Source organism: Prauserella salsuginis (assembly GCF_024648885.1).
GTDB lineage: Bacteria > Actinomycetota > Actinomycetes > Mycobacteriales > Pseudonocardiaceae > Prauserella > Prauserella salsuginis.
This window is the reverse complement of sequence record NZ_JANBBF010000008.1, coordinates 266,377-288,174: the sequence shown is the minus strand read 5'-3', so window position 1 is coordinate 288,174 and position 21,798 is coordinate 266,377. Positions and strand designations below refer to the sequence as shown.

Here is a 21,798-nt window from a genome sequence, read left to right as displayed (position 1 = left end):
CCCGGTGACGGCGGAACGGAGGAGGTGGGCGGCGCATGCGAGGCGGCCGCGGGTGACCCGCGGCGTCAACGGACTCCCTGACCCGAGCACGACCCGACGACGTGTCTGCTCCCGGCGGCCCGGCCTGCACCGGGCGAGGCTCCGGGTGCGGGTGACCCGCATATCCAGTGGAGGAAGCGATGGCGACGGACGCCGACAAGATCAAGGTGACCATCCTGCCGACGGGCACGATGCACGCCGACCTGACGTGGCTGCTCATCGACCCGCAGCGGATGGCGACGCGCGGCAACCCCGGAAAACAGCGCGATTGGGTGCCGGTGCCGACCCACGTGGTCTACATCGAACACCCCGACGGCACGAAACTCCTGTGGGACGCCGGTGTCCCGCGCGACTGGGAACAGCGCTGGGGCCCGACCGGGCTGGACCAGTTCTTCCCGGTCGACGAGGTCACCGACGACACGTGGCTAGACTCGCGGCTCGACCAGCTGAACCTCGAACCCGGCGACATCGACTACCTGCTGCTGTCGCACCTGCACATGGACCACGCGGCCAACGCGAAGCTGTGGCAGGACACCGGAACGAGGATCGTCGTCGACGAGGCCGAGAAGCAGGGCGCGCTGGGCTTCGACGGCTACAACAAGGGCGCCCACATCAAGTCCGACTACGACGGTCTCGAACTGGACACGATCACCGAGGACACCCAGCTGTTGCCGGGCGTGACGCTGTTACGGACCCCCGGCCACACGTGGGGCACGTTGTCGCTGCAGGTCGACCTCGCCGACTCCGGAACGATGCTGTTCACGTCCGACTCGCTGTACCTGCGGGAGAGCTACGGCCCGCCCCCGATCGCGGCCGGCATCGTCTACGACACCGTCGCCTGGTTCGCCTCGGTCGAGAAGATCCGTTCCGTCGAGGAGAAGACCGGCGCGACCATCGTCTTCGGGCACGCCGCCGACCAGATGGCCGAACTCAGGACCGGACCGGGCAACTACTACACGTGAACCGCTGCGGAGCACGCGAAGGAGGTGGTGACGATGCCGCTGTTCGACTACCGCTGTGCATGCGGGGCACGGTTCGAGAAGCTCCAACCCAGTTGGCGCAGCCCCGACCCGGACTGCCCGGCCTGTGGCGCCACCACGGCGAGACTGCCGTCCGCGGTCTCGCTCGCCGGCGGCGCCCGGCCGCCGGTGGGGCCGGACCGGGCCCCGACCTCGTGGGAGGGCACCGGGCGCGGTGACCGCGAGTACGTCGCCCAGTGGCGGCGGAACCTCGAACACCGCGAACGACTGGCCGAGAAGTACCCGGAACTGTCGACCCGCCGCGACGCGGTCGCCGCCCACGAGGGCCGGTTCGAGCGGGCGCCGCTGACGTACCGCGAACTGGCGCAGCGTGCGTCGGCCTCCGGCGACGCGAGCGCGGCGGCCGCCGACGCGGCGCGCTCCCGTCGTGTCGGCGGCCCCGGTGACGGGGCGTCCACCGGTGGCTCCTCCGGCGAGGCGGCCTCCGGCGGCTCCGGCGTCACGGGAGGTGATCACGGTCGCGCCTAGAATCGAACGGTGACCGACAACGCAGAAGAGGCGCTCCGCGGCCGGGCGGTGCCCGCTCGGCGCGGCCCGTTCGGTGACAAGCAGCAGCTGAGCGAGCGCGTCGCCGCATACGTGCGCGAGGGCATCATGGTGGGCGAGTTCCCGCCGGGGGAGTTCGTCCGCACCGAGCACCTCGCGGCACAGCTCGGCGTCAGTCAGACGCCCGTGCGCGAGGCGCTCATGATTCTGCACAGCGAAGGCTCGGTGCGGTGGGAGCCGCGGCGCGGTTATCGCGTCGTGGCTCTCACCGGCGGCGACGTACGCGACCTGTTCCAGGTGCAGGCCTACATCGCGGGTGAGCTTGCGGCGCGCGCGGCCGAACACCTCGACGAGGCCGAGATCGCCCGCCTGTGCTCGGTCCAGGACGAGCTGGCCGATGCCGAGCGGGCGGGCGAGACCGACCTGGTCGACAGCCTCAACCACGAGATCCACCGGACGGTCAACAAGGCCTCGGGCTCGGCCCGGATGGCCTCACTGCTGAACCTGACCGTCAACTACGTGCCGCTGCGCTTCTTCGGCACGATCGAAGGCTGGCCGTCGGCGTCGGCCCACGATCACGCGGAGATCCTGGCGGCGTTGCGCGCCCGGGACCCGGAGGCCGCGCGCCGCACGATGGTCGGGCACATCGAACACATCGGTGAACTGCTCGTCGCTCACCTCACCAAGCACGGCATCCTGGCCTGACCCGCACCCGGCCCTGCGCGCGGCCGGGCCCTGCCGACGCCGTCGTGGCGCGGAGGGGTGCGGTCCGGCCGTCGGCGCGAGGTCGGCGGCTCGTGGCCCGTCCGCGTCCCACCGCGTCGATTTTTGGTGGATTTCTACAAACCGCCCCGGTGCGACGTGGCGGCTGCGATCATTCCGGAGCCGGCGCCCGTGCGGGGAAGCTGGGGAAGCGCGGACGGACGTGTGCCGGGACCCGGTTCGCCTGTGTCCGCACGCGTGTCGCGGACACCGACGTCCGAACGCGAAGAAACCCGAACGCGAGAGCCCGGAGTCACCGCCCGGGGCGTGACAGCAGGTTGTGAGGTTTGCCCAGGTTGTTCACCCGCATCGCCATCGTCAACAGAGGTGAGGCCGCGATGCGGCTCATCCGTGCCGTGCGCGAACTCAACGCCGAGGACGGGGGTCGTCGCGAGACGATCGCCTTCCACACCGACGTCGACCGCGGCGCCACGTTCGTGCGCGAAGCGGATCACGCCTGGGAGCTGGGCAACGCCGCCGACCGGCCGTACCTGGACATGGCGGTGCTGGAGCGCGCCCTGACCGGTTCGGGAGCGGACGCGGCGTGGGTCGGATGGGGATTCGTCGCCGAGGATCCGGCGTTCGCGCAGCTGTGCGAACGGCTCGGCGTGGCCTTCGTCGGCCCGTCCCCGGAGGCGATGCGCAGGCTCGGCGACAAGATCGGCGCCAAGCTGATCGCCGAGGAGGTCGGCGTGCCCGTCGCGCCGTGGAGCCGAGGTCCGGTCGACGGTCTCGACGGTGCGCTCGAGGCCGCGGGCGGCATCGGCTACCCGCTGATGCTGAAGGCGACCGCGGGCGGTGGCGGCCGCGGCATCCGCGTGGTCGAGACCGCTGATGATCTGGCGGAAGCCTACGAACGGACCAGTGCCGAGGCCGAGCGTGCGTTCGGCAGCGGCGTGGTGTTCCTGGAACGACTCGTCACCGGCGCGCGGCACGTCGAGGTGCAGGTGATCGCCGACGGCCAGGGCACGGCCTGGGCCCTCGGCGTGCGTGACTGCTCGGTGCAGCGCCGCAACCAGAAGGTGATCGAGGAGTCGGCGTCGGTGCGGCTCGAGGCCGAGCAGGTGGCCGAGCTCAAGGCCTCGGCCGAACGGCTCGCGCTCGCCGTCGGATACCGCGGTGCGGCGACCGTCGAGTTCCTGTACCACCCGGGTGAGCGACTGCTGGCGTTCCTCGAGGTGAACACCCGCCTGCAGGTCGAACACCCCATCACCGAGGCGACGACGTCATTCGACCTGGTCAAGGCGCAGCTGCACGTGGCCGAAGGCGGTGCACTGACCGGTCCGCAGCCGCAGGAGCTCGGTCACGCCGTCGAGGCGCGGCTCAACGCCGAAGACCCGGACCGCGACTTCGCACCGGCCCCCGGGCACATCTCGCTGCTGAACCTGCCGAGTGGTCCCGGGGTCCGGGTCGACACCGGGGTGGGCGCCGGCGACGACATCCCGGCGGACTTCGACTCGATGATCGCGAAGATCATCACCTATGGCCGCACCCGGGACGAGGCGCTCGCCCGGCTGCGCCGCGCGGTGCGGGACACGACCGTGCTCATCGACGGCGGTGCCACCAACAAGAGCTTCCTGCTCGACCTGCTGGACGCACCCGAGGTGATCGACGGCAGCGCCGACACCGGCTGGATCGACCGGGTGCGCGCGGAGGGCAGGCTGGCCTCGCACCGCCACTCCGGGGTCGCGCTCGCGGCGGCGGCGATCGAGGCCTACGAGGAGGGTGAGCAGGCGGAACGGCAGCGCCTGCTGGCCACGGCCCACGGCGGGCGGCCCCAGGTGCGGCACGACGGTGCCACGGCGATTGACCTGAAGCTGCGCGGTGCGGGCTATCGCGTGACCGTCGCGCGGACCGGGCCACGGCGGTTCCGGGTCGAGATCGACGGCGCGGGGACGGCACCGGCGTTCGACGCCACGCTGGAACGGTTCGACGACCGGAGCGGCCAGGTCACGGTGCACGGCCACCGGTACCGCCTCGTGACCGGCACGCACGGACCGGTCCACCTGGTCGAGGTTGACGGCGTGACCCACCGGGTCAGCCGGGACGAGGGCGGCGTGCTGCGCTCACCGGCTCCTGCGCTCGTGGTGGCGACGCCGATCGAACCGGGCGACGAGGTCGAGGCGGGCGCACCCGTGCTCGTGCTGGAGAGCATGAAGATGGAGACGGTGCTGCGAGCACCGTTCCGCGGCAGGCTGGTGCAGCGCCCGGTATCGGTGGGCAGCCAGGTCGAGGCGGGCGCGCCGCTGCTGCGGCTCGAACCGGTGGCCGACGAGGACGCCGCCGAGACCGCCGAGACCGCCGAGACCGCCGACGTGGCACAGCGCGTGGATCTGGAGCTGCCTGTCGCGCCCCCGGAAGGCTCGGCGGCCGATCAGGTCGGTCGTGGTCTGGACCGGCTGCACTGGCGGTTGTTGGGCTTCGACATCGGACCGGACGAGGACGCCGGCGCCCCGGTCGGGTACTCCAAGGCCCGGGCGCAGCTGGCCGACGACGGCACCCGCCCGCTGTCCGGGGAGGCCGGTCTGCTGCGGGTGTTCGCCGACCTGTGCGAGCTGACGCGCAATCGGCCGGTCGTCGGCGGGCAGGCCGATCAGGACGCCGGGGCCAGCGTCCACAGTGCACGCGAGTACTTCCACACCTACCTGCAGAGCCTCGACACCGAGCGTGCCGGGTTGTCCGAGGGGTTCCTGGCCAAGCTGACCCGCGTGCTCGGGCACTACGGCGTCACCGAGCTCGACCGCACCCCGCAGCTCGAAGAGGCGGTCTTCCGTATCTTCCTTGCACAGCAGCGCGGCACGGCCGATGCGGCCGTCGTGACGGCGGTGCTGCAGCAGTGGCTGACCGAACCGGCTCCGCCGGAGGCCGTGCGGCTGACGGTCGGGGAGGCACTGGAGCACCTCGTCGTCGCGACCCAGTTGCGGTTCCCGGTGGTCACGGACCTGGCGAGGAGTCTGGTGTTCCGGTGGTTCGGCCAGCCGATGTACCGGCGTAACCGGGCCGAGAGCTACACCGCCGTGCGCCGCCACCTGCGGCACCTCGACGCCCATCCGGACGCGCCCGACCGCGACGAGCGGATCGCCGCCATGGTCGCGACCCCGGAACCGCTGGTCCGGGTGCTCGCCCAGCGCATGGTGCGTCCCGGCACCGATCAGCGGCCGATGCTCGAGGTGCTGGCCCGGCGTTACTACGGTTCCCGCCGACTGCACGGGATCGACACGGGCCGCAGCTCCGGATTCGACTGCGTCACCGGCGAATACCGGCCAGGCGGTTCCGATCCGGCGAGGTACCGGCTCGTCAGCACCGCGACCGACATGGCCCGGTTCGGCGACGCGCTCGGCGTCGTGGCGGCACTGGCCGACGGCGAACCGGGCGACGGCGGACCCGCCGACGGCGGACCCGCCGACGTGGTGGCCGACGTCTACGTGACCTGGCCCGACCAGCCCGGCGACGCCGACGCGATGGCCGAGCGCCTCCGGAACGAACTCGCGGCGGCTCCGCTGCCGGACCGTACGGTGCGGGTCACGGCCAGCGTCGCCGGCCGCACCGGAGCGGCCATGCACCACCACTTCACGTTCACGGCCACGGCCGATGGGCTGGCCGAGGACCGGGTCATCCGCGGGTTGCACCCGATGATCGCGCAGCGGCTGCAGCTGCCCCGGTGGCGCAACTTCGACCTGACCCGGTTGCCGTCGGACGACGAGGAGGTCTACCTCTACCGCGCCGTGGCGACGGGCAACGAGGCCGACGAGCGCCTCGTGGCGATGGCGCAGGTGCGCGACCTGACGCCGTTGAAGGACGAGGACACCGGCCGGATCCTGGCGTTGCCGGACGTCGAGGACACGCTCGACGCGTGCGTGGCGGCGATCCGGCAGCAGCAGGCGGGGCGTCCGGCCAAGAAGCGGCTCGACACGAACCGGGTGCTGTTGTACGTCTGGCCGCCCAACCGGCTGACGCTCGACGAGGTCGACGCCATCGCGCGGCGCGTGCTGCCCACCACGGCGGGCGCGGGCCTGGAAGAGGTGCTCCTGATCGGCCGCCGGTCGGACGAGGAGCACGGCGAGCTGCGCGACACCGCCGTGCGCATCAGCTACGACGTCGGCTCCGGTGTGAAGGTCGAGGTCGTCGAACCGCCGTCCGAGGACATCCGGCCGCTCGACGACTACGGTCAGAAGGTGCTGCGGGCGCGGCGCCGCGGTGCGGTGTACCCGTACGAACTCACCGCGATGCTCGCCGGCAGCGACGGGACGTTCACCGAGCACGACCTCGACGAGGCCGGTGCGCTCGTCCCCGTCGATCGGCCGAAGGGTGGCAACACGACCGGCATCGTCGCGGGTGTCGTGTCCACCCCGACGGCGTTGCATCCCGACGGTGTCACCCGGGTCGTGCTGCTGGGTGACCCCACGAAGTCGTTGGGATCACTGTCGGAACCGGAGTGCGCGCGTGTGATCGCCGCGTTGGACCTGGCCGACCGGATGCAGGTGCCGGTCGAATGGTTCGCCCTGTCGGCGGGTGCCCGCATCGCGATGGACTCGGGTACCGAGAACATGGACTGGGTCGCGGCCGCGCTGAAGCGCATCGTGGAGTTCACCCAGGCCGGCGGTGAGATCAACATCGTGGTCGCCGGCATCAACGTCGGCGCCCAGCCGTACTGGAACGCCGAGGCCACGATGCTGATGCACACCAAGGGCATCCTGGTGATGACGCCGGATTCGGCCATGGTGCTCACCGGTAAGCAGTCGCTGGACTTCTCCGGCGGCGTCTCGGCGGAGGACAACTTCGGCATCGGCGGTTACGACCGGGTGATGGGGCCGAACGGGCAGGCGCAGTACTGGGCCTCCGATCTGGCCGGGGCGCGGGACGTGCTGATGCGGCACTACGACCACACGTACGTGGCGGCGGGGGAGTCCGCGCCGCGGGTGGCGGGCACGGTCGACCCTGCCGACCGCGACGTCTCCGGGTTCCCGCACCACGTGGCGGGCAGCGACTTCAGCACTGTCGGGGAGATCTTCTCCGCCGAGTCCAACCCGGACCGGAAGAAGCCGTTCGACATCCGCACCGTGATGCGCGCACTGTCCGATCAGGACCACCCGGTGCTGGAACGCTGGGCGGGCATGGCCGATGCGGACACCGCCGTCGTGCAGGACGTGCACCTGGGCGGGCGCCCGGTGTGCCTGCTGGGCATCGAATCGCGACCGGTGCCGCGCCGTGGGTTCCCGCCGACGGACGGTCCGGACACCTACACCGCGGGCACGCTGTTCCCGCGGTCGTCGAAGAAGGCCGCGCGCGCGATCAACGCGACGAGCGGTAATCGGCCGCTCGTGGTGCTGGCCAACCTGTCCGGGTTCGACGGCAGCCCCGAGTCGATGCGCAAGCTCCAGCTGGAGTACGGCGCCGAGATCGGCAGGGCGATCGTGAACTTCGACGGGCCGATCGTGTTCTGCGTGATCTCGCGCTACCACGGGGGCGCGTTCGTGGTGTTCTCCAAGGCGCTCAACCCGAACATGACGGTGCTGGCCGTCGACGGTTCGTATGCCTCGGTGCTCGGCGGTGCGCCCGCCGCCGCGGTGGTGTTCTCCGCGGATGTCGACGCGCGCACGGCGGCGGATCCGCGCGTGCAGGAGGCGCAGCGGGCCGCGGCCGCGGCGGAGGGCGGTGACCGTGCTGCGGCGGCCGCCACGCTGGCCGAGGTGCGCGCCGAGGTGCGTGCCGACAAGCTCGGCGAGGTGGCCGCGGAGTTCGACGGCATCCACAGCATCGCCCGCGCCGTCGAGGTCGGCTCGGTCGACGCGGTCATCCGGCCCGAGCAGCTGCGCCCGGCGATCATCGAGGCGATCGAACGGTCCTGACGACCGGGTCCGAGGCGAACTGGCACGCACGTGGGCGGGGCGGGGGAGCGATCCCCGGCCCCGCCCACGTGGTTCTCGGCCGTCAGGTGTGTTCGGCCGGCCGGTTTCGGGTGGCGGACACGGCGTCGTCGTCGGCGACGTCGGCGACGACGTGCGTGGTGACCTCACCGGCGACGGTGGCCGTGTTGCCGGGGTCCGGATCGGTCTCGCCGGCCAGGACGTTCAGGCGTCGCTCGGCCCGGATGGAGCGGATCGCCGCGGTGAGGCCGGTGGCCCACAGCACGCCGATGCCCGCCAGTACGGCCACGGTGACCGTCGTCGAAGCGTCGAGCGCGTTCAGCAGGGAGCGCGAGTTGGTGAACACGATGAGCCCACCGGCCGCCGCTCCGAGGATCCGCGGTGGCAGCTTGCGCACCAGCCATGCAGCGAACGGCGCGGCGATCATGCCGCCGATCATCAGCCCCGCGACGACCGTGTAGTTCATGCCGTCGGTGTGCGACAGCGCGAACAGGAAGCCCACGCTCGCGGCGATCGCCACGATGAACTCGGAGGTGTCCACCGAGCCGACGACCTTGCGCGGTTCGAGCCTGCCGGACGACAGCAGGGTCGTGGTCGCGACCGGGCCCCAGCCGCCTCCACCGCTGGCGTCGACGAACCCGGCGACGACGCCCAGCGGGGCGAGGAATCGCGCACCGGGCCGTTTCGCGGTGATCAGCGAGCCCAGCTCGAGGAACGCGAACCGGATCAGCACGTAGAGGCCGAGCAGTAGCAGGATCGTCGTGATCCACAACTCGGCCGACGACGTGGCAAGCGACGTGAGCACGTAGGCGCCGAGCACTGCTCCGACGGCTCCCGGCAGGGCCAGCGTTGCGACGACGCGCCAGTCGACGTTGCGCATCTTCCAGTGGGACAGGCCGGACGCCAGCGTCGTACCGACCTCGGCAAGGTGCACGGCCGCGGAGGCGACGGCCGGCGTGGTGCCGGCCACCAACAGCGTCGTCGTGGCGGTGACACCGAAGGCCATGCCGAGCGAGCCGTCGACCAGCTGGGCCAGGAATCCGGCCAGTCCGAACAGGAGAAGTGTGTGCATGCCGCCCCCGGTGAATCGAAAGGTGTCCGGCAATTTCACAGGTTGTCGGAATTGCCGGTGTCGAGCGTGTTCAGTAATGCGGCGAGACCCTTTTCCCGTCCGTGGTGGGCGCATTTCTGCCGCTCACCGCGTCGCCCGCGGCTCTGTTCGGACGATGGTGGAGTCCGATCGAAGGCGCGTGTGGTCGCAGGCGAAGACAGTCGTGCCTGCCGCGTGTCCGATGCTGGCACGACGATCATCCCGCGGTCCACTGTTTCGGAAAACTGTGGAACGTGACGGGTGACACGGTTTTTCTAACTTGGTGAAAAGAAATTCTGCAACATCGAGAAATTAATACCCCGTCGGTTTCGAGGTGTGGGAAATCCGGTGGGATGGCCGGTGAGCACGTAGGGTTTCGACCGAGACGAAAGCGAGGTAACGAGTGGGCAGGCGACTACCGGAGTCGGTCCGGGACGTCCCCGGCGCGGGCGGGGTGAGGGAGTCGAACGCGGCCGCGGTGCTGGCCGCGGCGCGTACGGACGGTCCGTTGTCGCGCGCGGAGATCGCACGGCTGACCGGGCTGAGCATGCCCACGGTCAGCAGGCAGGTGACCGCGCTGACCGACCTGGCGTTGTTGCGGGAAGCACCCGAGATGGCGACCGGCGGCGGGATCGGGAGGCCGACGGTGCCGGTGCGGCTCGACGACGACGTCATCGCCGCGTGCGGCGTCCACATCGGCATCGTGACCACGACCTACGGCCTGACCAACCTCTCCGGCACGTTGCTGGGTAGCGAGCGCATCCCGACCCCGCAGGGCTCGGCGACCGAGGTGCTGCGGGCCATCGGCGACGAGGTGAGCACCTTCCTGGCCGAATGGCCGCAGCGGCGCATCATCGGGATCGGACTGGCCATCGGCGGACAGGTCGACGCCGAGCGCGGGCTGCTCGACCACGGCCCGTTGGGCTGGCGCGGCGTGCCTGCGCGCGCGGTGCTGGAACAGGTGACCGGGCTGCCGGTGCACCTGGACGGGCACGTGCCCGCGATGGCGACCGCGGAACTGCTGTTCGGGGTGTCCGGCCGCGCTGCCAGCTCGCTGTACTTCTACGCGCGGGAGATGGCCGGCGTGGCGATCGCCGTCGACGGGGTGCTGCATCGCGGTCCGGGCCAGTCCGGCAGCATCGCCCACCTGCCGGTCGGCACCGACGTGCGGTGCGAGTGCGGGCGCACGGGCTGCCTCGAGGCGACGGTCGCGGAACGGGCAGTGGTCGAACGCGCCCGGAGCGCCGGGATCATCACGGGCTCGGAACTGGGCGACCTCGTCGCCGCGGCCGACCGGGACCCGCGGGCACGTGAGTTGCTCACCCAACGCGCCCGCGCCCTCGGCAGGGCGATCGCCATGACGCGGGACCTGGTCAACCCGGAACTCGTCGTCCTCGGCGGGCAGGCGATCACCGAGGCGCCCGCGTACCTCGACACGGTGCGGGAGGAGTTCGCCGCCGCCACGACGTTGCCGGGCACGGACCTGATCACCGTGACCCGGTTCGGGCGGAACGTGCAGGCGATGGCGGCGTGCACGGGTCTGCTCACCCAGCTCTACGACCACCCGCTGTCGCTGCTCGGCGCCGGGGCGCCGAGCGAGCGCCGGGACGCGTGAGCGGACCGGACGTGTGCCGGAGACGGTGTCTGCGGGAGGGCCGGTGGTGGTGCGCCGCCCGGCGCACCACCACCGCCGACCCGTCACAGCCCGTAGGTCTTGCCGATGATGTCGCGCTGGATCTCGCTGGTCCCGCCGTACACGGTGGACACGACGGTCGAGCGGAGCATCGCCTCCATACCGTACTCGGTGGCGTAGCCGTAGCCGCCCATCATCTGCATGCCCTCCAGGGCCATGGTCTTGGCCAGCTCGGTGGCCTTCAGTTTGGCCATCGAGGCCTCGCGCGGGAACAGCTCGCCCGGGGCGGCGTCCATGCGCGCGGCGGCGTCGTGCACCAGCAGGCGGGTCGCCTCGAGGTCGGTGGCAAGGTCGGCGATCCGGTGCTTGAGTGCCTGGAATGAGCCGATCGGGCGGCCGAACTGCTCCCGCTCGGTCACGTAGGCGACGGTGTCGTCGAAGATCCGCCGCGCCGTGCCGAGCATGAGCCCGGCAAGGATCATCCGCTCGATGTTCAGCCCGGCCATCAGCTGCGGCCACGCGCGGCCGCAGGTCCCGACGACTGCGTCCTCGGGAAGATGACAGTCGGTGAAGTAGAGGTCGTTGACCTCACGGCCGCCCATCGTCTCGATGCCGCGGATCGCCAGCCCGTCCGCATCGGCGGGCACGAGGAACATGGTGAGCCCCTCGTGCTTGCCGCCCGCGGTCGAGGTCCGGGCCACCAGGAGGATGTGCTTGGCGATGTGCGCGTTCGAGCACCACGTCTTCTGTCCGTCCACGACCCAGCCGCCGTCGACCTTCTCGGCACGGCAAATCAGCCCGCCGACATCGGATCCCGCTCCGGGTTCGGACATCGAGATGGACAGCACGTCGCCGGCCACGAAGTCGCCGAGCACGGTGCGTTTCTGATCGGGCGTGCCGAACTTCTCGAACGCCGCCGCGGTGATCACCGACGTCGCGTAACCGCCCGTCGGGGCCTTGCCGTGGGCGCTGGTCTCCAGCAGCAGTAACAGGTCCCGCATGCCGCGGCCCGCACCCCCGTACTCCTCGGGTGTCGTGACGCCGAGCCAGCCGAGGTCGGCCATCTTCCGGTAGAGGCCGTCGTCGTGCGGCCGAGCGACGTCGTCGCTGACCTCGCGGCGGCAGAAGTCGGTGACGGCGTCGACGAAGTCCTGCTGCTCCTGGGTGAGGGTCATGAGTGTCACGAGGTGCTCGCCTTTCCGTCGGCGTACAGGGATGCGATGGCGGAGGCGTAGCGGTCGCTGATCACCCGGCGTTTGAGCTTCATCGTCGGGGTCAGCTCGCCGCTCTCCGGTGTCCACGGCTGCGGCAGCACGCGGTGGTTCTTGATCTGTTCGGGCCGAGCCAGCTCGGCGTTGGCCGTCTCGACGGCGTCGGCGAGCGCGGCCAGCACGTCCGGGTGCTCGGCGAGCTCGGCCAGATCGGTCGTGTCGATGCCGCGCGCCTTCGCCCACGCCGGGGCGGATTCCTCGTCGAGGGTCAGCAGCGCCGTGACGTACGGCCGCTGATCTCCGATGACGGCGGCGCAGCCGACCAGCGGATGGGTGCGCAACAGGCCTTCGGCTTTGCTCGGGGAGACGTTCTTGCCGCTGGAGGTGATGATCAGCTCCTTCTTGCGGTCGGTGATGGTGAGGAAGCCGTCCTCGTCGAAGGAGCCGATGTCGCCGGTCGCCAGCCAGCCGTCGGCGTCGGTGTCCCGGCGGATGCCGCCGTCGTCGTCGAGGTAGCCGAGGAACACCAGTGGGCCGCGCACCTCGACCTCGCCGTCCTCGGCGATCCGTGCCGCCATGCCCGGCATCGGCATGCCGACGGTACCGGCGCGGTACCTCGTGGGGAGGGTCGAGGTCGCCGCACCGGTCGTCTCCGACAGGCCCCAGACCTCCATGATCGTCATGCCGAGGCTGCCGAAAAACTCCAGCACCGACGCCGGGATCGGGGCCGCGCCGCTGCCGAGGCGCTCGGCCTCGCCGAGCCCGAGCTGTTCGCGCAACGGCCGGAGCACCGCCCGGTCGGCGCGGTCGAACGCGTCGGCGACCTCGGGCGCCGGCTCTCCGCCGTCGGCGCGGATCCCGTACACGGTCGCGGCGACCTCGCGGGCCCGTTCGATCGCGGCGCGCTGGTCCTCGGGCAGGCCGCCGAGGATGCCCTGGATGCCGGCCGCGATCTTCTCCCACACGCGCGGCACCCCGAAGAAGCCGTGCGGGCGGATCTTCTGCAGTGTCGGCACCAGCTGCGCCTGATCCGGGCACACGGTGGCGTGGCCCGCCGACAGCAGCAGCAGGTACATCCCCAGCACGCGTTCGGCCACGTGCGCCAGTGGCAGGTAGGCCACCATGCGCGGGTGGTCCTCGACCGGGCGGATCAGCTCCTGGGCCGCTGCCTGGTACAGCACGTTCTCATGGCTCAACACCACGCCTTTCGGCGCGCCGGTCGTGCCGGAGGTGTAGATCATGCACACCGGATCGGACTGCCGCGGAGTGTCGGCCCACCGCTCGACGGCGGCCGGATCGCGGCGGTGCAGATCGGCTCCACCGCGGCGGAGCTCGTCGTAGGAGACGAACACGGATTCGCCCTCGGGGATCTCCGCGGCGTCGAGGACGACGACCGCCCGCAGATTCGGCAGAGCGTCGAGCACGGGCCGCCACCGGTGCAGCTGTGCGGCTCCCTCCAGCACGACGACCGTGGCCGCACTGTGGGTGGCCACGTGCCGAATCTGCTCGGTCGAGAGCGTGGCGTAGGTCGTGCACGGCAGCGCGCCGAGGTGCACCGCGGCGAAGTCGACGATCCAGTGCTCGGGGCGGCTGGTGACGTCGATGAGCATGCGATCGCCCCGGCCGAGCCCGGCGGCCGACAGCCCGTGGGCGACGGCCGCGATCTGCTCGCGCACGTCGGCCCACGTGTGGGTGCCGTCGGATCCGGACAGGGCGGGCTTGTCGCCGCAGCGCTCGGCGTTGCGGCGAACCAGCGAGGGGACGGTCGCGTCGCCGAGGCTGGCGCGCACGTCGGATTCAGTGAGCATGCGATGGGTTCCTCTCACAGCAGGGTGACCTTGTCGACGAGCCACCGGTCCTCGTGGCGGACCAAGGTCATCTCCATCCGGTTGCGGTCGACGCGGGGCTGGTCGGTGTTGGTGTTGCTGATCGTCTGGTCGACGAACAGCAGGACGACGGCGCGGTCGGCGCCCGCCTCGGCGATCCCGGCGCGGACGACGTTGCCCTCCGAGGTCGCCTTGTGCTGTTTGAGCAGTGTCGTCAGGTTTTCGCTCACCTGCCGGTACTGCTGTCCGAACTGGCCGGTGGCATTGCTTTGCACCGTCCGGAAGTTGCCGTCGAGGTCCTCGTGGTCGTACGAGGACAGGTCCACCGCGTAGCGCTCGGCGGCTGCGAGGGCCTCGGTCCGCGCCTGCTGCTCGGCGCGCTGGGCGAAGAACGCGCTCGCGGCGACCCCAAGGCCGCCGAGGACCGCCAGCACGAGTACCGCGGCGAGGATCCGCCGCGGCCGCAGCCGCGCTGCCAGGGTCGCGGCACGGCCACGCGGCTCGGCGCCGTCGTCGGCCGCGGTGTCGACCTCGGACCCGTCGTTTTCGGACACGTCGCCTTCGGACCCGTCGGGATCGGGCGCGTCGGCCTCGGTGGGGGTCGCCTCGGTGGGGGTCGCCTCGGCCGGGTCGGACGGTGCGGCGTCGGACCCGGCCGCGGTGTCGGCACGTGTCGTCACCGCGACGGTGGTGGGTACGGCAGGCCCGCTCGTGGAGTCCTCGGTGGACCTTGCATCGGGTGCGGCGCCGGCGGTGTCGTCGGGTGGATCGTCGTCGGCGATCGAGCGGGGTCGGGGCGACGGTTTCCGGCCGGCCGGGTCGGGAGAGTGCATCAGTGAACTCCTTGCAACAACAGTGAGGACCAGGAACGGGGCCCGAGCACGGCGGCTTGGCCGCCGGTGGTGCCGAGCGTGAACGGCGCGCGCTCACCGGTGGCGGCTTCGTGGGGCGCGGTTTCGTGGGTCGCAGGTTCGTGGGTTGCAGGTTCGTGGGTGGTGGCGTCGGGGGAGGGATCGCTGTGGGTGCCGCCGGCCGGAGGAGCGGGATCGGTGTTCGCGTCGGAGCCGGACGAGGTGGGAACCCCCGCATCGGGGCGGGGAGCGTGCTGCGCGCCGCGCTGGTTCAGGTCTTGCCCGGGGGTGCAGTGCCACTGCCACTGCGGTTCGCGCGGCTCGGTGCGCTGCGGTGCCCGGCGCGGCGTGTCGTTGTAGCAGACCGGACCCTGCGTGCCGACGAGGTAGAAGTTGGCGGTGTCCCCGTCGACGACGCTGCCGAGCGAGTGGAACGCCTTCGGCGCCGAGCGCAGGAGCTGCTCCACCGCGGGCCCGCGCATGCCGACGAGTCGGGTGGTCGTGACCAGGTTGCCCAGCAGCGTGCCGAGCGACGGTTCCGTGCGTTCGATCAGCTCCGTGACCCGCCGCGCCGGTTCGGGGACGTTGCGGACCAGCGTCCGCAATTCCGGCGCGGTGGCGCGCAGCCCGCCGCTGAGGCTGCGCATGGCGGAGGCGAGCTGGCGCAGCCGGGACCCGTTGGTCTCGGCGACGAGCCTGCCGCTCTCGAGGATGCGCTCGAGCTGGTCCGTGCGTTCGCTGCCGAAGTCGAGGAGCGCGTCGGTGCCCTCGAGGATCCGGTCCAGGTCGCCGGTGGCGTTCTGCAGTCCGGTGGCGAGGGAGTCGGCGAGCACGGAGACGTCCTCGGTCGGCAGCGTGTCGGCCAGCCGGACGAAGTCGCCGAGCAGCGCTTCCAGGGGGAGCGGCCTGCGGGTGCGGTCGGCGGTGACGGTGTCGCCGGTGGCGAGGTAGGGCCCGGAACGGTCGTCGGGCCGGAAGTCGAGGCGGAGGATCGCCACGGGGCTCTCCATGGTGACCACGGCGTCGGTGTCGGCGGGGACGCGCGTGCGGGGATGCAGCGAGGCGACCACCTCGACGCCCTCGCGGTCGCGTGCGATCCGCACGTCCGAGACCTCACCGACGCCGACGCCGCGATAGGTCACCTGCGAGCCGGTGATCAGCCCACCGGTGTCGGGCATGCGCACGGTCACGGTGATCGGGTCGCCGGTGGCGTTCGGCCCGAACACGCGGTCGGCGACGTAATAGCCGCAGGCCACGGCGACGATCGCGAACACGAGCAGCTGGGCGAGGGCGAGCCTGCTCATCGGAGGCCACCTCCCAGCAGGCGGTGCAGACCACCCGGCCCGGGATCACGTGTGCGGGCACCGGCCCCGGTGGTACCGCTACCGCCCCCGCCGTTCCCGGCGCCGGCCGCGTCGCCGAGGTCGAGGGCGGGCGGTCCCGAGTTCTCGCCGTAGAGGTCGATGTCGAGCAGCTCGGCGACGCCGGTGGGCACGTTGACCGTGCCGTCGAGGTTCAGGTAGTCGCCGGGGGTGGCGCTGCGCAGCGCCCGGGAGAAACGGGTCAGCGACTGCAGTGTCGGACCGAGTTTGCTGTCCAGCGTGGACAGCTCGTGGAGGACGGGGCGGAGCTCGTCGAGCTGCTGGGTGAGCGCGCCGCCGGTCTTGTCGATCAGGGTGCGCGTCGTCGCGCCGAGCGAACCGACGCTTCGCAACAGCGTGGTGAACCGGGTGCGTTCGTCCAGCAGGGTCTGCAACCCGGGCTGGATGTCGGTCAGGCCCTTCTCGAGCGTCGGCGTGCCCTTCTTCAGGGTCGCGGCCACCGTGTCCATCGAGTCGATGACGCCGGTGATCTGGTCGCCGCGGCGGGCGAGCCTGCCGAGGACGTCGTCCAGCCGCTCCACGATGCGCCGGACCTTCGCCTCCCGGCCGCCGAGCGCGGTGTTGACCTCGCGCACGACTGTCCGGGCCTGGTCGAGGCCCGAACCGTTGAGCAGCGTGCCCAGCGCGGCCAGCGTGTCCTCGACGTCGGGGCCGCGGGAGGTTCGCTCGAACGGGATGCGTGCGGCGTCGGCGAGCGTCCGTCCACCTGCCGGGGAGTCGGCCGCGGGGACGCCACCGGAACGGGGCCGCCCCGGCCCGCCGCCCGCGCGGTCACCGGAGCGGGGCGGTTCGAGCACGACGAACTGGTCGCCGAGCGCCGACGTGAGTTCCAGCCGTGCCCCCGTGTCGGCCGGGAGCCGGACCGACGTGTCGATCTCGAGGTCGACGTGTGCCCGGAAACGCTCGGCGCGGATGGCCGTCACCCGGCCCACCTCGGCCTGTCCGATGCGGACGATCCCGCCCTCCGGCAGGTTCGCGGCGTCGGCGAAGACCGCCGTGACCGAGTACGTGTCGGCGGGGCCGCCGAAGGAGGCGGTGCGCTGCAGGCTGATGCCGCAGCCGGCCGCCGGCAGCAGTGCGGCCGACAGCGCGACCGCCACCAGGGTGCGCGGGGTGCGAGGCGTCATCGGCGACCCCCGCTGAGCAGATCCAGGATCCCCAGTGTGTTGGGGAAGTCGACCGGGTTGACGATCCCGGCGCCGCTGCACAGGGGGAGCGGCAGCCGGTCACAGAGTTTCGCCGTGGTGCCGAACTGGCGGAGATTCGTGGACAGGTTCAGCCGGATGCGCAGGCGGTCGTCGTCGGACACCGCGCGGTCGAAGTTGTCGAGCGCGAGCGGCAACGTGTCGAGGGTCTCGGCGAGCTGCTCCTTGCGGGACACCAGCGTGGTCGACAACCGGGTCAGCCGGGACACGTCCCCTGGCAGCTGCTCGCCGTGCTTGCGCAGCAGTGTGTTCAGCGTGCCGAGGGCGCGCGAGAGCCTGCTGATCGAGCGAGTGACGGACTGCTGCTGCGCGTTGAAATCCTCCGACGCGGTCGTCACCGTCGTGGTCAGACCGTCGATCGTGGAGCGGTGGTTCTTCAGGACCGTCAGCAGGGTGTCCACATTGTCCAGTACGGCGCCGAGGTCGCCGGTGCTGCCCGCAGCGACCTCGGTGGCCCCGGCGAGGGTGTTCAGCGCGGCCCGGAACTCGGGTCCGTTGCCGCCCAGCGAATCGGCGGCGGTGGAGGCCAGCTCACCGAGGCCGCCACTGCCCTCGCCGTCCGGACCGAACGTGGTCAGGATCGTGTCGAGCGAGGCGGTCAGTTCGTCCCAGGTGACCGGGGCGTGCGTGCGGGAGACGGGGATGACGGCGCCCTCGTCGAGCGTCGGACCGCCGGTGTGGGCGGGGGAGAGCTCGACGAAGCGGTCGCTGACGACGGCGGGGTTCATGATGTAGGCGTGTGCCGACGTCGGCAGCCTGGTGTCGCCGGGCAGGGTCATCGTGACCCGCACGGAGTCGCCGCGCGGGGCGGTCCGTTCGACGCGCCCTACCGGCACGCCCAGCAACGCGACCCGGCTGCCGGGGAAGATGCCGTCGGCCGTGGCGAAGTCGGCGGATATGCGCAGCTGCGGGTCCGGCCGCAGCAGGACGTACCAGCCCGACGCGGCGACGAGCGCGACGACGAGTCCGATCGTCACGATGCGGGTGAGCGGGCGGCGCGGTGAGCCGGCCGCCGGGGACCGCTCGGTCATCGGCATCCCTCCACGAGCCGGGCCAGGCACAACAGGTTGTCCGGCAGCGGGCCGACCGGGCCGGAGACGTCGCCCCACGGGCCGTTGCCGGTCGCGTTGGTGACGTAGCGGCTCACCGGCCCGAGCTTCTCGAGCGTCCGGGAGAGGGCGCGGTCGTTGCGCTTGAGCGTCGTGGTGATCGAATGCAGGTCGGTCAGCAGCGGCGAGAACGTCGGCTTGCTCTCCCGGATCACCTCGTCGAGTGCAGCGGTGAGCGCGTCGACCTCGCGCACGAGGGTGCGGATCGTCTCGCGCCGCTGCGTCAGGGTCTGCGCGACGAGCTTGGCGTCGCCGAGCAGTGCGGTGAGGTGGCCGCGCTGTCCGGCCAGCGTGGAGGTCAGCGTGCGTACGCCGCCGAGCAGCCGCTGGAACTGCTCGCCCCGGTCGCCGACGATCTGCGCGGCACGGCGGATTCCTTCGAGTGCCTCGCTCAGCACCGCACCGTCCGGTGCGGCCTCCTGCAGAGTGGAGATCATGGTGCGCAGCTGTGTCGTGTCGAGCTCGCCTGTGGTGCGGTGGGCGTCGTCGGCGATGTCGGCGAGGCTGTAGGGCACGGACGTGCGCTTCCGGGGGATGGTGGCGTCGGCGAGTTCGCCGGTGCCGCGGGGATGTACCGCCAGGTAGCGGGTGCCGAGCACCGTCGCGAGCTTCACCGAGGCGCTGCTGGAGCGGCCGAGCGGTTGCACCTCGTCGAGCCGGAACCGCACGTCGACGTGGTCACCCGCCAGTTCGACGGCGACGACCCGGCCCGCGGGCACGCCCGCGACGTGGACCTGATCGCCCGCCGCGAGCCCGGCCGCGTTGGCGAACTCGGCGGTGAACTCGGCCGTGTCGGCGCGGAACCGCAGCTGGGGCACGGCCACGGCCGCCGCGACGAGCAGAGCCAGCACGAGAGCGCCTGCGACGCCGGAGAACACGGGACCGCGCCGGGTGAGCGCCCGTGCGAGAACACGAAGCCGGCTCATCGGCACACCTCTGAATGCGGCCCGGGGCTGAGGTTGACGGGAGCATCACCGGTGACGTCCACGCGCAGGTTGCAGACGTAGACGTTGACCCACGACCCGTAGTCGGTCGCGCGGCCGACGGTGTCGAGTAGATCGGGTGCCTCGGCCATGAGCGTGTCGAACCGCCCGGTGTTGTCGACGAGCGAGGAACTCACCGTCTTCAGCGCGGTGATGTCCTCGGACAGGTTCGGTGTGATGCCCGCCAGCAGCGTGTTCAGCGATCCCGCGAGTTTCGTGCCGCTGTCGAGCGCGGTGGCGATGTCGCCGCGGTGCTGCGCGGCGTACGACGTCAGCCGCTTCAGCCCGCCGACGAGCGCCGTGAACTGTTCGGTGTGGCCGTTCATCGTGTCGAGCACCGACGTCAGGTTCCGCAGCAGCCGGTCGAGGACCTGTTCCTTGTCGTTCACCGTCGAGGTCAGCGAGACCACATTGGACAGCAGTGATTCGACGGCCGGGCCTTCGCCCTGGAACACGGCGACGATCGTGCGCGCGAGCCGGTTGACCTCGCCGGGTTCGACCGCCTCGAACAGCGGCTTGAACCCGTTGAACAGCGCGGTCAGGTCCAGGGGAGGGCGGGTGCGCGACACGGGGATCGTGGCACCCGGCTGCAGCTGTTCGTCGTCGTCGGCGCCCTCCCGGGCCGCCGCGTCCCCGATGGGACCGGCGGCCAGTGCGAGGTGGCGCGAGCCGAGCAGGTCGGCGTAATGGATGGCGGCGTGCACGCCGGCGGGGACGCGCTGGTCGGTGGACACCTCGAACGTGACGTGCGCGCGGCCCCGGTCGAGGCGCAGGTCCCGCACCGTGCCGACCCGCACGCCCGCGATCGTCACGTCCGACCCGGCGTAGAGACCGTGGGCGTCGGTGAACACCGCGTGGTATGTGCGAGTGTCGCCGGGCAGCGGGTCGGTGAGCGTGTTGACCACGAGTACGGCCGCGAGCGCGCACGCGGCCACGAATGCCGTCAGCTTGGTGACGATCGGGGTGAGCCTCACGGGACCACCACCGTTTCGCCCCGCACCAGCGGTCCCAGCATCAGGCCGAGCAGGTCCGGATCCCGCGACGTCTCGGCGCGAGGACCGGCCGGCAGCAGGCCGCCGAGTTCTCGCAGCGAGCGCTTCTCCTGCGCGCTGCCCACGGGCCCGCTCGTGCCGCCGATGACGGCATCGCCGCCGAAGCCTCGCCGCTGAATCTCGCCGCGGTGCCGTGTCTCGCCGCTGCGTTCCGGGGTTCGGTCGGCTCCGGAGTCCCGCTGCGGCTGCGGAAACCTCCGGTCGTGCCGGGACGAGGGGGCCTGCCCACAGTTCTGCCCCGCCAGTCCCGGGTAGCGCGGGCAGTCCTCGGACGTGTACGGGAACGGCTGGTCGAGCGTCAGCGCAGCGTCGATCTTGAAGTTCCCCGTGGCGAACGTGCGGGCACCGCGGTGGAGGAAGAACCGCGCCGCGTCGAGCGTCTCCCCGACGGCGTCCGGGTAGCGGGCCAGCACGTCGGCGATCGGTCGGGTCGACTCGGCGAGGGTGACGACCCGCTGCGCGTGATCGGACACGACCCGGCGGCCGGTGTCGGTGAGCTCGATGCCGGAGCCGAGGAGCGCCCCGATCGACCCCCGCTCCTCGGTGATCGTGGCGGAGAGCGAGGCCACGTTGTCGACGGTGGCGAGGAGGTCGGGGGTTGCGGCCTCGGCGTCCGACGACAGCCGCGCGACCGTGTCGAGGTCCTGTTCGAGCGTCTCCAGCAGCGGTGAGGTCTCGGTGAGCAGGGCGTCGGCGTCGTCGATCATGCGGCCGAGGCGCTCCCCGCGACCGCGGACCGTGTCGGCCAGTGTGCTGATCGCGACCTGCAGCTCGGCGGGCCGCAGCGCGGTGATCACGTCGTAGAGCCGCGTGTAGGCCGAGTACAGCTGCACGGTGCGCCGCGAGGTGTCGGGCCGCAGCCTCGCGTCTGCGCCGAGCGTGCCGCGTGGCTCGGCGCCCCGGGGCACGACGAGGTCGACGTACTGGTCGCCGAACAGCGTGCGCGGCAGCACCCGCACGCGCACGTTGGCCGGCAGCTGCCCGAGGAACTCCTCGTCCATGCGCAGCCGCAGCTCGGAGCCGTCGATCCCGCCGTCGACCGCCGCGAGTCTGCCGACCGTGACGCCGTGGTACTGCACGGCCGAGTTCTCCCGCACCGGACCGGCCGACGCGGGCAGCACCGCCGTGACCTCCGGTGCGGGCCGCAGCCCGTCGCCCGCGCCGGCGACCAGCACGCCGGTGCACACCACGAGCGCGGTGGCGACGGCGAGCCCGCGGAGGGCCAGTGCGGTGCGGCCGGTGTCGCGCCGGTGCGATCGCAT

15 protein-coding genes are annotated in these 21,798 nt (G+C 71.7%); 5 read left to right on the top strand and 10 right to left on the bottom strand.

Features of this window, described 5'->3' with window-relative positions:
- The first annotated feature begins 179 nt into the window (after nt 1–179).
- The 4 genes from LY40_RS02815 to LY40_RS02800 all read left to right on the top strand — a co-directional run bounded on the left by LY40_RS02815 (nt 180) and on the right by LY40_RS02800 (nt 8,176).
- Complete coding sequence (locus LY40_RS02815; RefSeq protein WP_258935844.1) at nt 180–1,001, top strand: N-acyl homoserine lactonase family protein; 822 nt, start codon at nt 180–182, stop codon at nt 999–1,001.
- A gap of 33 nt (nt 1,002–1,034) precedes the next feature.
- A complete protein-coding gene (locus tag LY40_RS02810; protein WP_258935843.1) occupies nt 1,035–1,547 on the top strand; it encodes an FmdB family zinc ribbon protein in 513 nt (170 codons plus the stop codon).
- 9 nt (nt 1,548–1,556) lie between these two features.
- Nucleotides 1,557–2,270: a GntR family transcriptional regulator gene (locus LY40_RS02805; protein WP_258935842.1), complete on the top strand. Its 714-nt coding sequence runs from the start codon at nt 1,557–1,559 to the stop codon at nt 2,268–2,270.
- A 353-nt stretch (nt 2,271–2,623) separates the two neighbouring features.
- Nucleotides 2,624–8,176: an ATP-binding protein gene (locus LY40_RS02800; RefSeq protein WP_258936256.1), complete on the top strand. Its 5,553-nt coding sequence runs from the start codon at nt 2,624–2,626 to the stop codon at nt 8,174–8,176.
- A gap of 82 nt (nt 8,177–8,258) precedes the next feature.
- Here the strand turns inward: LY40_RS02800 and LY40_RS02795 are convergent, their stop codons facing one another.
- Nucleotides 8,259–9,266: a sulfite exporter TauE/SafE family protein gene (locus LY40_RS02795; RefSeq protein ID WP_258935841.1), complete on the bottom strand. Its 1,008-nt coding sequence runs from the start codon at nt 9,264–9,266 to the stop codon at nt 8,259–8,261.
- Nucleotides 9,267–9,687: 421 nt separating this feature from the next.
- Between LY40_RS02795 and LY40_RS02790 the strand changes: the two genes are divergently transcribed.
- Nucleotides 9,688–10,899, top strand: a complete 1,212-nt coding sequence (locus LY40_RS02790; RefSeq protein WP_183785897.1) for an ROK family transcriptional regulator — start codon at nt 9,688–9,690, stop codon at nt 10,897–10,899.
- Between the two features lie 83 nt (nt 10,900–10,982).
- Here LY40_RS02790 and LY40_RS02785 read toward each other — a convergent pair whose 3' ends face one another.
- The 9 genes from LY40_RS02785 to LY40_RS02745 are packed head-to-tail and all read right to left on the bottom strand — an operon-like array spanning nt 10,983 to nt 21,798.
- Nucleotides 10,983–12,092, bottom strand: coding sequence for an acyl-CoA dehydrogenase family protein (locus LY40_RS02785; RefSeq protein WP_258936255.1), 1,110 nt, complete (start codon nt 12,090–12,092; stop codon nt 10,983–10,985).
- Between the two features lie 5 nt (nt 12,093–12,097).
- Nucleotides 12,098–13,936 carry an AMP-dependent synthetase/ligase gene (locus tag LY40_RS02780; RefSeq protein WP_258935840.1) on the bottom strand — a complete coding sequence of 613 codons (1,839 nt, stop codon included), beginning with the start codon at nt 13,934–13,936 and terminating at the stop codon, nt 12,098–12,100.
- 14 nt (nt 13,937–13,950) lie between these two features.
- Nucleotides 13,951–14,787 (bottom strand): Rv1363c family protein, encoded by an 837-nt coding sequence (locus LY40_RS02775; protein WP_258935839.1) that lies wholly within the window; start codon nt 14,785–14,787, stop codon nt 13,951–13,953.
- Entirely contained in the window at nt 14,787–16,109 is a 1,323-nt protein-coding gene (locus LY40_RS02770; RefSeq protein ID WP_258935838.1) for an MlaD family protein, read from the bottom strand. The genes LY40_RS02775 and LY40_RS02770 overlap by 1 nt, the downstream gene beginning before the upstream one ends.
- Complete coding sequence (locus LY40_RS02765) at nt 16,106–17,314, bottom strand: MCE family protein (protein ID WP_258935837.1); 1,209 nt, start codon at nt 17,312–17,314, stop codon at nt 16,106–16,108. Before LY40_RS02765 ends, LY40_RS02770 begins: the two co-directional genes overlap by 4 nt.
- On the bottom strand, nt 17,311–18,423 hold the full coding sequence (locus LY40_RS02760) for an MCE family protein (protein ID WP_183785886.1): 1,113 nt from the start codon (nt 18,421–18,423) through the stop codon (nt 17,311–17,313). The genes LY40_RS02765 and LY40_RS02760 overlap by 4 nt, the downstream gene beginning before the upstream one ends.
- A complete protein-coding gene (locus tag LY40_RS02755; protein ID WP_183785884.1) occupies nt 18,420–19,427 on the bottom strand; it encodes an MCE family protein in 1,008 nt (335 codons plus the stop codon). Before LY40_RS02755 ends, LY40_RS02760 begins: the two co-directional genes overlap by 4 nt.
- Entirely contained in the window at nt 19,424–20,458 is a 1,035-nt protein-coding gene (locus LY40_RS02750) for an MCE family protein (protein WP_258935836.1), read from the bottom strand. Before LY40_RS02750 ends, LY40_RS02755 begins: the two co-directional genes overlap by 4 nt.
- The gene (locus tag LY40_RS02745; protein WP_258936254.1) at nt 20,455–21,798 is read right to left on the bottom strand and encodes an MCE family protein; all 1,344 of its coding nucleotides are present in this window, start codon (nt 21,796–21,798) and stop codon (nt 20,455–20,457) included. The genes LY40_RS02750 and LY40_RS02745 overlap by 4 nt, the downstream gene beginning before the upstream one ends.